The sequence below is a fragment of the Kocuria gwangalliensis genome, from assembly GCF_039544365.1.
GTDB lineage: Bacteria > Actinomycetota > Actinomycetes > Actinomycetales > Micrococcaceae > Kocuria > Kocuria gwangalliensis.
Map to the genome: position 1 here is coordinate 44,128 of NZ_BAABLN010000013.1, position 12,135 is coordinate 56,262.

General features: G+C 65.4%; 9 protein-coding genes. All 9 read right to left on the reverse strand.

Translation table 11 applies throughout. From position 1 onward, the window contains the following. Positions 1-79: 79 nt before the first annotated feature. Positions 80-577, reverse strand: coding sequence for a CinA family protein (locus ABEA06_RS06035; protein WP_345310906.1), 498 nt, complete (start codon positions 575-577; stop codon positions 80-82). Then, complete coding sequence (pgsA, locus tag ABEA06_RS06040; RefSeq protein WP_303381512.1) at positions 577-1,215, reverse strand: CDP-diacylglycerol--glycerol-3-phosphate 3-phosphatidyltransferase; 639 nt, start codon at positions 1,213-1,215, stop codon at positions 577-579. The genes ABEA06_RS06035 and pgsA overlap by 1 nt, the downstream gene beginning before the upstream one ends. Before the next feature lie 2 nt (positions 1,216-1,217). Next, positions 1,218-4,136, reverse strand: coding sequence for an FtsK/SpoIIIE family DNA translocase (locus ABEA06_RS06045; protein WP_345310907.1), 2,919 nt, complete (start codon positions 4,134-4,136; stop codon positions 1,218-1,220). Positions 4,137-4,216: 80 nt separating this feature from the next. Further along, a complete protein-coding gene (locus tag ABEA06_RS06050; protein ID WP_303381469.1) occupies positions 4,217-5,911 on the reverse strand; it encodes a ribonuclease J in 1,695 nt (564 codons plus the stop codon). A gap of 15 nt (positions 5,912-5,926) precedes the next feature. Next, entirely contained in the window at positions 5,927-6,862 is a 936-nt protein-coding gene (gene dapA, locus ABEA06_RS06055) for a 4-hydroxy-tetrahydrodipicolinate synthase (RefSeq protein ID WP_303381470.1), read from the reverse strand. A gap of 19 nt (positions 6,863-6,881) precedes the next feature. Further along, a complete protein-coding gene (locus ABEA06_RS06060) occupies positions 6,882-7,505 on the reverse strand; it encodes a hypothetical protein (protein ID WP_345310908.1) in 624 nt (207 codons plus the stop codon). Next, positions 7,502-8,269 (reverse strand): 4-hydroxy-tetrahydrodipicolinate reductase, encoded by a 768-nt coding sequence (gene dapB, locus ABEA06_RS06065; protein ID WP_303381472.1) that lies wholly within the window; start codon positions 8,267-8,269, stop codon positions 7,502-7,504. The genes ABEA06_RS06060 and dapB overlap by 4 nt, the downstream gene beginning before the upstream one ends. A gap of 12 nt (positions 8,270-8,281) precedes the next feature. Continuing rightward, positions 8,282-9,700 carry a M16 family metallopeptidase gene (locus ABEA06_RS06070; RefSeq protein ID WP_345310909.1) on the reverse strand — a complete coding sequence of 473 codons (1,419 nt, stop codon included), beginning with the start codon at positions 9,698-9,700 and terminating at the stop codon, positions 8,282-8,284. A 21-nt stretch (positions 9,701-9,721) separates the two neighbouring features. Beyond that, entirely contained in the window at positions 9,722-11,989 is a 2,268-nt protein-coding gene (locus ABEA06_RS06075) for a polyribonucleotide nucleotidyltransferase (RefSeq protein ID WP_345310910.1), read from the reverse strand. Between the last annotated feature and the right edge of the window lie 146 nt (positions 11,990-12,135).

Genomic DNA, 12,135 nt, shown 5'->3' on the forward strand with positions numbered 1-12,135 from the left:
CTGGGGGGGGCTCGCGTCGAGCCTCTGATAGTAAGTAACCTGTTTACTTCTTCGATTATTCCTTGCCGGCCTTAAAATTTCACTGGCAATTGTCTGTGAGCTCGATTTGTGACGCTAGTAAGTCCATGGCGCGGGACACCGTCTCCCGGCGAATGGCTGCCCGCCCTCCGTCCAGGTGCAACTCGAGGTGGTCGTCACCGCGGGGCCCGCTCACTCCTATGTACACCGTGCCCACGGCCTGACCGTCGTGGGGTTCAGGCCCGGCCACACCGGTGGTCGACACGGCCCAGTCGACACCCAGAGCGGTCCGTGCGCCGCGCGCCATGGCCCGCGCGACGTCCGGGTCCACGGCGCTCTTGGCTTCCAAGACGTCCCGGGAGACTCCCAGGGTTCTTTCCTTCACGGCGTGCGAGTAACTCACCACGCCACCCTCGAGACATTGCGAGGCTCCGGGAACGTCGACGATCGCCGCTGCCAGCGACCCGCCGGTCAGGGACTCCGCCGTGCCAATGGTGACACCGTGTTCGATGGCCAGTTGGACCAGATCCACGGCCGTGTGCAGATCGGACCCGGCCATTACTTGTCCTTCCCGAGGGCTGCGTTACGCAGTTGGACGGCCTTGATCACGTAGTCGATGCCGGTGACCACGGTGACGATCAGCGCCAGTGCGGTCAGCACCCACGCGAACCACAGCCACCAGGTGCCCACCAGGGGCGCCAGCGGCAGCAGCAACGCGATCAGGGCGGCCGTCTGCAGCACCGTCTTGGTCTTGCCGCCCTTGGATGCGGCCATCACGCCGTAGCGGATCACCATGAAGCGCATGATGGTGATCCCCCATTCGCGCACCAGGATGACAATGGTGACCCACCACCACAGCTCTCCCAGCATCGACAGCACCACGAAGGCCGCGCCGGTCAGTAATTTGTCCGCGATGGGGTCGGCAATCTTGCCGAAACTCGTGATCAGGTTGCGCGCGCGGGCGATGTCCCCGTCGAGCTTGTCCGTGTACATGGCCACGCCGAACACCACCACGGCCGCCCACCGCATGGGCATGGAGTCCGCACCGTGTGTCCCGCCTGCCCACAGGAACCATACGAAGAACGGCACCATGACGATCCGCAATGCGGTCAGCGTGTTGGGCAGGTTCCAGTTGGAGGAATTGGGTGGCGGGTCGCCCACTGTGCGGGGGGCGGACGTGCCGCCATGTCGAGCCATCATCATCGTCCGGTCAACTCCCATGCATCGTTGGAATCGTCATTACCGTCGTGGTAATCCTTGGCCACGTCTGACAGTCCCGCTTCCACGGGATCGTCACCGTAGTCCATGGAACCGCCGGTCCCGGCCGACGGCGCCGCGGAACCTGCCGCGGCGTCGTCGTCACCGGGCGCGGTGGGCGGTTCCTCACCGCGGATCAGCGCCAGTGTCGCCGCGAGGTCGTCGGGTTTGACGAGGACATCGCGGGCCTTGGAGCCCTCCGAAGCCCCCACCACGCCGCGGGATTCCAGCAGATCCATGAGGCGGCCCGCCTTGGCGAAACCCACGCGCAGCTTGCGCTGGAGCATGGAGGTGGACCCGAACTGCGTGGTGATGATGAGCTCGGCTGCCTGCAGCAGGACGTCGAGATCGTCCCCGATGTCCTCGTCGATGTGCTTCTTGGGCGCTTCCTGGATCACGTCTTCGCGGTAGTTGGTCTTCATCTGCGTCTTGACGTGCTCCACGACCCTGTGGATCTCGGATTCCGAGACCCACGCCCCCTGCACACGCAGGGGCTTGGACGCACCCATGGGCAGGAATAGGGCGTCGCCCTGACCAATGAGTTTCTCGGCGCCGGGCTGATCCAGGACCACGCGAGAGTCGGTGACGGAGGACGTTGCGAACGCCATCCGGGAGGGCACGTTGGCCTTGATCAGGCCCGTGACCACGTCCACCGAAGGACGCTGTGTGGCGAGCACCAGGTGAATGCCCGCGGCGCGGGCCAGCTGGGTGATGCGCACGATCGAGTCCTCGACGTCGCGCGGGGCGACCATCATGAGGTCCGCCAGCTCGTCCACGATCACCAGCAAATAAGGGTACGGCCGGATAACTCGTTTGGAACCTGGCTCCGGCTGAACCTTGCCGTTGCGCACGGCCTTGTTGAAGTCGTCAATGTGTTTGTACCCGTAGTGCGACAGGTCGTCGTAGCGGGCGTCCATTTCACGCACCACCCACTGCAGGGCCTCCGCAGCCTTCTTGGGGTTGGTGATGATGGGGGTGATCAGGTGGGGAACTCCCTCGTACGCGGTGAGTTCCACGCGTTTGGGATCCACCATGACCAGGCGCACCTCGTCGGGTGTGGAGCGCATCAGGATGGACACGATCATCGAGTTCACGAATGAGGACTTACCCGCGCCGGTGGCACCGGCCACGAGCATGTGCGGCATCTTGGCCAAATTGGCCACCACGAACCCGCCCTCGACGTCCTTGCCCACGCCCATGACCATGGGGTGCTCCGACGTGCGGGCGCGCTGCGAGCGCAGCACGTCACCCAACGCCACGGTCTCGCGATCCGTGTTGGGAATCTCGATACCAATTGCGGACTTGCCGGGAATGGGCGACAGGATGCGGACATCAGCGGAGGCCACGGCGTAAGCAATATTCTTGGACAGGGCCGTGACGCGCTCCACCTTGGTACCCGATCCCAGTTCGATCTCGTAACGAGTGACCGTGGGGCCGCGGGAGAAACCGGTCACCTCGGCATCGACCTTGAACTGGTCCAGCACGTTGGTCAGGGATGTGACCACGCGGTCGTTGGCCTCGGAGCGGTCCTTGGCGGGCGGGCCCTGCACCAGAGCGTTAGGATCCGGCAGGGTGTAGGCCATGTCCCCCGCGATCTGCAGCTGCTCGGAACGAGCCGGGATGGGGGCCGACGGCGTGTGGGTCCGTGAGTTCTCGGGCGCAGCCACGTCCGCCAGCGCCGGAGCCTCCGACGCCTCGGCGGTGTCCGCGGCGGGTTCCAGGCCCTGTTCACGGCGCAGCTTGTCCGCGGCGATCTGCGATTTGGTGGGTCGCTTGACGCCCGGGCGGACCGGGGGGATGTCCTCGGTGTCCTGGACCTGCGCACTCGGGGTGCTCCCCGCGGTGGCGGACGTGGAACCGGACGCGGGTGCGCCGTCGTCGTGGGAAAGATCGAACACGCGGGTGCTCACGGACCCCTCGGCGGCCTCGCGACGGTTTGCCTCGTCGACCACGGCGCGTTCAAAGGCTTCGTCGCCGTGGTACGCGTCCAGCTGGGCCTTCTCGCGACGCCGCTCGGCCCGGGTGCGGCGTGTGGGGCGCTTCTTCTCGGGCCGGGCCGAATCCAGGTAGGAGCGGTCGTGCGCGGGATCCGACACGTTCGTGGAGCGGGCCTCCCCCTGGCCCATCAGCTTGCGATACCCCTCCTGCACCCGCGGACCGATCTGGCCGACGGGGGTGGCGGTCATGACCAGCACGGACAGGAAGGCGAGCACCGCGAGAACCGCGAGCGCGCCCCAGTGGGTCACAAGTGCCGAGAGCGGATCGGCGGCCAGGAACCCGATGAAGCCGCCCGCCTGCCAAATGGCCTCGAACCCCTGGTTCAGCTGGGGCTGCCCACCCATGATGTGGGCGATCCCCGCTCCGGCCACGGTCAGTGCCAACAGACCAATGGCGATGCGATTATTGGCGTGCATCTGCGTGGGATGGCGGAAGGCCCGCCACGCGAAGAACAGGCAGAACACCGGCAGCACGAGCGCCATGAAACCGAACGTGCCACCGACCACCGCGTGCACCCAGGAGGCCGGCATCGAGATGAACGCGGCAGCCACACCGCGGAGGTTCCACCACTCGACCGCGGCAATCAGCACGGCCAGGACGAGCCAGACGAGCGCGCCGCCGTCACGTCGTTCCTCGGGAGCCATATCGGTGCGCACGGTGCCGATTCGTCGCACACCCGCGCCCACGGCGTGCCCCAGGCCCGCCCATGCATTGACCACGGCGTGCAGAAGCCGGGCACCGGCGGAGGGTCCCTGTGGTGCGGACTTGGCCGGGGCCTTGGAGTTGCGCTTGGTCGAGCGAGATCCGGTCGAGGTTCGAGAGGGTGACTTCGACGATCGCGGAGGGGAAGTTCGTGACGCCATATGTTCCAGAATACCCGCCCAGTGCAAAGCCCGCCCCGACGACGGGTCGGGGCGGGCTGTGTACTGTGGTTGCCGGTCTGTTAAGCCTCGACCACCACGGGCACGATCATGGGCTTACGGCGCAACTTGCGCGAAACCCACGAGCCGATGGTGCGGCGTACGACCTGCTGCAGCTGGTGAGGGGTGTGGTTCTTACCCGCCTCACCCATGGCGTCCTCGAGCGCGGCAACGATCTTGGGCCGGATCTCGTTGAAGACGGTGTCTTCTTCGGCCACGCCGCGCGCGTGGATGTCCGGACCGGACACGATCTTGCCGGTATCGCGGTTGACCACGGTGACCACGGAGATGAAGCCCTCCTCACCCAGGGTCATCCGGTCCTTGAGGTCCGCGTCCGTGATTTCACCCACGGACGAGCCGTCCACGTAAATGAAACCGCATTCGACCTGACCGGTGATCCGGGATGTGCCGCCGTGCATGTCCACCACGGTGCCGTTCTCGGCGAGCAACACGTGGTCACCGGGGACACCGGTCTCTTGAGCGAGCGCACCGTTGGCGATCAGGTGGCGAACCTCGCCGTGGACCGGCATGACGTATTCGGGCTCCACGATGTTGTAGCAGTACAGCAGTTCGCCGGCCGCCGCGTGACCGGACACGTGCACCTTGGCGTTGCCCTTGTGCACCACATCGGCACCCAGGCGCATCAGGCCGTTGATCACGCGGAACACGGAGTTCTCATTGCCGGGGATCAACGATGACGCCAGAATCACGGTGTCGCCCGCATTCACCTGGACCTTGTGGTCACCGTTGGCCATCCGGGACAGCGCGGCCATGGGTTCACCCTGGGAACCGGTGCACATGATCACGAGCTTGTCGTCCGGGTAGTCCGCGGCCTTCTTCTGGTCGATCAGCACGTTGGGCGGAACGTCCAGGTAACCGAGCTTGTCGGCGATCTCCATGTTGCGGATCATCGAGCGCCCCATCAGGGCGACCTTGCGACCGCTGGCCACGGCGGCGTCGAGGACCTGCTGCACGCGGTGCACGTGAGAGGAGAAGGACGCCACGATCACGCGCTGGCGTGCCTTGGCGATCACGTCCGCGAGCACGGGACCAATGGCCTTCTCGGTCGGCACGAAGCCTGGCACCTCGGCGTTGGTCGAGTCGGTCAGGAACAGGTCCACGCCCTCCTCGCCCAAGCGGGCGAAGTGACGGAGGTCGGTGATGCGACCGTCCATGGGCAACTGGTCCATCTTGAAGTCACCGGTGTGCAGCACCGTGCCGGCCTTGGTGCGCAGGAACACGGCCAGGGCGTCCGGGATGGAGTGGTTGACGGCCACGAATTCGCATTCGAACTCACCGAGCCGCTCTACCTGGCCCTCGCGCACGGCAAGGGTGAAGGGCTTGATCCGGTGTTCCTTGAGCTTGGCCTCGATCAACGCGAGGGTCAGCTGGGAACCCACAATGGGAATGTCGGGGCGTCGCTTGAGCAGGTAGGGAACCGCACCGATGTGATCCTCGTGACCGTGGGTCAGCACAACCGCGACAATGTCGTCGAGACGGTCCTTGATGTAATTGATGTCCGGCAGGATCAGGTCCACGCCGGGTTGGGTTTCTTCGGGGAACAGCACACCGCAATCGACCACGAGCAGCTGCCCGTTGATTTCGAACACGGTCATGTTCCGACCGACCTCGCCCAGACCACCCAGCGGCACGACACGCATGGTGTCTGCGCTCAACGCGGGGGGATCGGAGAGATCTGTGGTGGTCCAACGGGTCATGAGACCCCTTTCGTCTTATTTGTTCAAAGTATCCGCCAGAACCGACGAGCTCAGGTCCGCACGGATCTGTTCGATTTCGGCTTGGGTGGGCGCAACGTGCGGCAAGCGCACGGTGTTGTTCGGCAGGCGCCCCTGCCAATTCAGAATCGTCTTGGCGGCCACGGCACCGGGTACGCGGGACATGGTGGCGCGAATCACCGGGATCAGCTCGTTGTTGACCCGGCGCGCGGTGGCGTAGTCACCGGCCAGTGCGGCGTCGATGAGCGTGCGGAACCGGTGGGTGTCCACGTGGGTGGTGACACCCACGAGACCGGCCGCGCCCAACGCGATCCACGGCAAGGTCAAGCCGTCGTCACCGGAGTAGTACAGGAGATCGGTTTCGGCCATGACGTGGGCGGCCGCGTTGAGGTCCGCCTTGGCGTCCTTGACGGCCACGAGGTTCTCGTGGGAGGCCAATGAAATCAGGGTTTCCGGGGCAATGGGAATGCCCGACCGGCCCGGAATGTCATACATCATAATGGGCGTGTCCACGGAGTCGGCCAGCGAACGGAAGTGCGCTTCCACACCGGCCTGGGTGGGCTTGCTGTAGTACGGCGTGACGATCAACAGGCCGTCCATGCCGATCTTCTGCGCCTCGAGGGACAAGTACCGAGAATGCTCGGTGTCGTTGGAGCCGGTACCGGCCAGCAGGGGCACGCGCCCGCCCACTGCGTCCTTAACGGCCCGGAACACCGTGAGGTTCTCCTCGTCGGTCATGGTGGAGTACTCGCCGGTGGTGCCGCACACCACCAGCCCGTCACAACCATCATTGACCAGTTCCTCCGCGAGGTGACCCGTGGTCTCTAGGTCCACGGACCCATCGTCCTTGAACGCGGTCACCATGGCGGTGAGCAGAGTTCCGAACATGGGAGCGGGTCGGTCGGGCTGAGTGGCTACGCTGCGATCGGTCATAAGCCCAAGGTTACCGTGCTCACCGCGCCAATGCTGTCCCCGGATCGGCACCGCGGTACAACTTGATGGCGGTGCGCATGGCACCGCGGGCGCGGCGCCCGTCCGAACTTGCCGAATACGCAAGACTCAATCGATACCACCGGCGCCAATCCGCGGGATCCGCCTCGACCTCTTCGCGCACCGTGTGAAAATGTTCGTCGGCGGCTTTGCGCACGTACCGCCCCGACGGTGTCTTGGGCAGCTCGTCCTGGGGCAGCCCGCCTTCCGCGGCGAGGGTTCGTCCGAGTTTTTCGGTGCGGGCACCGAAACTGATTTCTCGCACCATGGCCCAGGTGCCCACCGCCGGGATGATCAGCATGGCGATCCCGAAGCCCTTCACGATCCAACCCTGCGAGCTGAGCAGCAGCACCGCGCGCTGGAACGACAGCCCCAGGTACAGGGCGAGCAGGGCAATCATCAGGGCCGCCAGGATGCGTCCCTTGGAGCCGATCTCCAGCACGGTGAAAACCGCGGCGAAGGCCAACATGGCCATGATCCACACCTTGGAACCCAAGGAAATGGGCAGGATCACCACGGTGAGCAGCGCCAGAACGATGACCGCCGCCACCCACCAGCGCAGTGAACTGGGTTCGGGGCCCCTCACAGACTCAAATCCATGTAGCCGTCCAAACCGTGGGTCAGACCGGGGTGACGGTGGATCTCACGCACGCCCAGCACCACGCCCGTCATGAAGGAAATCCGGTCGAAGGAATCGTGGCGGATGGTGAGCTGCTCCCCCGTGTTGCCCAGCAGCGTTTCCTGATGGGCCACCAGCCCGCGCAGCCGCACGGAATGCACGTGCACGCCGTCCACCACGGCGCCGCGAGCACCGTCGGGGTCGGTCCGGGTCGCGTCCGGCGAGTCGGCTACGCCGGCCTCGCGACGGGCCTTACCGATCAACGACGCCGTGCGGGCGGCCGTTCCCGAGGGCGCGTCCAATTTGTCCGGGTGGTGCAGTTCCACGACCTCCGCGGATTCGAAGAATGCGGCGGCGGCCTCCGAGAATTTCATGGCCAGCACCGCTCCCACGGCGAAATTGGGGGCAATCAGCACCCCCACGTCGGGGTGCTGTGCCAGCTGGGACTCCAGCTCCGCCAGCGCCCGGTCATCCCACCCGGTGGTACCCACGACCGAGTGGATCCCGTTGTCGATTGCGAAGCGCACGTTCTCGCGGGTGGACTCGGGAACGGTGAGGTCGATCATGACCTGCGCACCCGCGTCGACGATGTTCTGCAGGTCGTCGCCGCGACCCAGGGCGGCCACCAGCTCCAACCCCGGGGCGCGCTCCACCGCCGCTACGGCCTCCGACCCCATGCGCCCGCGGTGGCCCAGTACGGCCACTTTGGTGACGTTGTTCGAATCAGTCATCTCAACCACTCCTTAGTTCTGGATCGGCAGTGCCTCGGACACCGTCTGCGGGCCCACCACCGTTTGCACGGATGAGGCGGCCGAAAGCTCCGCCGCCAGCGTCTGCACATCCTGCGAGGTCACGGCCCGGATGCGGTCCAGGGCCTCGTCGACGTCCATGTACACACCGGTTTTCAGTTCGGCGGATCCCAAGCGGGACATGCGGGACCCCGTGTCCTCCAGGGCCAACACGGTGGCACCGCTGAGTTGCCCCTCGATCTTGGACAATTCCTTGGCCCCCATGCCGTCATGGGCCAACCGATCCAACTCGTCGCGCATCAGCTGAGCCACCTGGTCCACACGGTCCATGGCGCACCCCGCGTACATGCCGAAGTACCCGGCATCCGAATACGCACCGGAGAAGGAGAAGGTGGAATACGCCAACCCCTTCCGTTCACGAATGGTGTGGAACAACCGGGAGGACATGCCTCCCCCCAGCGCCGCGTTGAGCACGGTCATGGTGAAGCGCCGGTCATCCCCGACCCGCAGGGCGGGACCGCCCAGCACCACGTGGGCCTGCTCGACGGGGCGGTGGAACACCTGGGTTCCGGTACGCGGGGTCAACACGGCGGAATCGTTGGATCGCCGTGCCCCCACGGTTCCTGGTGTGTCGGGGTCCCACCCCGCACGTGTCAGGGACTCGCGGACCATGTCCACGACCCGTTCGTGCTCCAGCCCGCCGGCGGCGGTGACCACCAGGTTCTCGGGGCGGTAGACCGCGCGGTAGTGTTCCCACACGGCGTCCCGGGCCACGGAACGAATCTCTTCCGGTGTGCCCGCAATCGGACGGGCCAGGGGCGACCCGTCCAGCACAGCGGCGGTGAACTGCTCGAAGGCGAAGTCCGTGGGGTCGTCACGGTCCATTGCGATTTCTTCCAGGATCACACCGCGCTCGCGGTCGAACTCGTCCGGATCCAGGACCGCGCTGGAGAACATGTCGGCCAACACGTCAATGGCCATGGGTAGGTCGTTGGAGAGCACCCGAGCGTAATAGCACGTGTTCTCCTTCGCGGTGAAGGCGTTGGACTCACCGCCCACGGCGTCGAAGGCCTCGGCGATGTCCAACGATGTACGCCGCGCCGTGCCCTTGAACAGCAAGTGTTCCAAAAAGTGTGTGGAACCGAGCATCCCGGGGGCCTCGTCACGTGAACCCAGGCTGACCCAGAATCCCACGGATGCCGAGCGTTGCCCGGGCATTTTCTCGGTGAGCACACGGGCCCCGCACGGCAGCACGCTGCGGGTGATCACGGCGCCGTCGGCGTCGTCGTGGACCACGTGGGTGAAGCCGGTGCTGGCCGGCACGGAAGGAGAGTACGCCCGAAGGCGGGCGTCCGCGGTGGAGATGCTCTCCCCGGGATCGCCCGCCTCCAGCGGAAGGTGAACTACCGTCATGAACGTCGAGTAGCCCCTCGATCAGCTCTCGCTGATGGGGTCGGACTCGAGCTCTTCGGCCTTGTCCTCATCGGCCACGACCGGAGCGAGCGAGAGCTTTCCGCGGTCGTCGACCTTGGTGATCTCCACCTGGACCTTCTGGCCCACGCTCACGACGTCGTCCACTTCGTTGACGCGCTTGTTGTCGTTGAGCTTGCGCATCTCGGAGATGTGCAGCAGGCCGTCCTTGCCCGGGGTGAGGGAGACGAACGCACCGAAGGTGGTGGTCTTGACCACGGTGCCCAGGTAGCGTTCGCCCACCTCGGGAACCTGCGGGTTGGCGATCGCGTTGATCGCCGAACGCGCAGCTTCCGCGGAGGGGCCGTCGGTGGCACCGATGTACACGGTGCCGTCGTCCTCGATGGAGATGTCGGTTCCGGTGTCTTCCTGGATCTGGTTGATCATCTTGCCCTTGGGGCCGATGACCTCACCGATCTTGGAGACGGGAACGTTCACGCTGATCACGCGCGGAGCGAATGCGCTCATCTCGTCCGGGGCGTCGATCGCCGACGTCAGCACGTTGAGGATGTACAGGCGTGCTTCGCGGGCCTGGCTCAGGGCCGCCGTCAACACGGACGCGGGGATGCCGTCGAGCTTGGTGTCCAGTTGGATCGCGGTCACGAACTCGGACGTACCGGCGACCTTGAAGTCCATGTCACCCAGGGCGTCCTCGGCACCGAGGATGTCGGTCAGGGCCGCGTAACGGGTCTCGCCGTCCACGGTGTCGGAGACCAGACCCATGGCGATACCGGCCACGGGGGCGCGCAGGGGCACCCCGGCATTGAGCAGCGACAGGGTCGCGGCGCACACCGAGCCCATCGAGGTCGAGCCGTTGGAGCCCAACGCCTCGGAGACCTGACGGATCGCGTAGGGGAACTCCTCGCGCGAGGGCAGCACGGGCGTGATGGCACGCTCTGCCAACGCACCGTGACCGATTTCGCGGCGCTTGGGTGAACCCACGCGGCCGGTTTCACCGGTGGAGTACGGCGGGAAGTTGTAGTGGTGGATGTAGCGCTTGTGCTTGACCGGGGACAGCGAATCGATTTGCTGCTCCAGCTTGAGCATGTTCAACGTGGTGACGCCCATGATCTGGGTTTCGCCGCGCTCGAAGATCGCCGAACCATGCACGCGGGGCAGCACCTCCACCTCGGCGGTCAGCTCGCGGATGTCCGTGAGGCCACGTCCGTCGATGCGGACCTGGTCCTTGAGGATGCGCTGGCGCACGGTCTGCTTGGTGAGCGCCTGGTACGCGCCGTTGATCTCGTCCTTGCGGTCGGCGAAGGGCTTACCCTCACCGGTGAGCTCGGCCAGAACACTCTGGTGCAGCTCATCAGTGGCGGACTCGCGCTCCTGCTTACCGGCAATGGAATACACCTCGCTCAGACGCTCACCCACGAAGTCCTGGACGGCCTGGGTGACGTCCTCCTCGAAACCACCGAAACGGGGCAGTTCCATGGCGGGCTTGCCCGAGCGGGCGACGAGGTCGGCCTGAGCCTCGCACAGGGCCTTGATGTAGGCCTTGGACGCCTCGATGCCTTCGGAGACGAGTTCTTCGGTCGGGGCCACGGCGCCCTGACCCTTGACGAGCTTCCACGAGTTGTCGGTGGCCTCGGCCTCGACCATCATGATCGCGACGTCCTCGGAACCGTCAGCGGCGGTGACCACACGCCCTGCCACTGCCATGTCGAACACGGCGTTCTCGAGCTGGGAGTACTTGGGGAAGGCAATCCACTGATGCTTGCCGTTCTCCTCAGCCATGAGCGCCATGCGCACACCGCCCACCGGGCCTTGGAAGGGCATGCCGGACAGCGAGGTGGACATGGACGCGGCGTTGATGGCCACGGTGTTGTAAATCTCGTCCGGTGCAATGGACAGCACGGTCACGACAACCTGGACCTCGTTGCGGATGCCCTTGCCGAACGCGGGTCGCAACGGACGGTCGATCAGGCGGCAGGTCAAGATGGCATCCGTGGACGGACGGCCCTCCCGGCGGAAGAACGAACCCGGGATGCGACCGGCTGCGTACATGCGTTCTTCCACGTCAACGGTGAGCGGGAAGAAGTCGAAGCCTTCGCGCGGATTCTTACCCACTGCGGTGGCCGACAGCATTGACGTTTCTTCATCGATGTACACCATGGCGGCTCCGGCGGCCTGCTTGGCCAGCCGGCCGGTTTCGAAGCGCACTACGCGCTTGCCGTACGAACCGTTGTCGATGATTGCTTCTGCACTTTGAATTTCGGGACCCTCCAAGGGTCACCTCCGTTTCTTCTGTGGCGAAAAGCGCTACATACCGGTCTTCGATCGAGGCGCTCGCACTGCGGGTGCATTGCGAAGGCCACTGTCGAGGACCGCGATATGGTGCGCGAATCCGCTACGACTTTTTTCTGTTGTTCAGT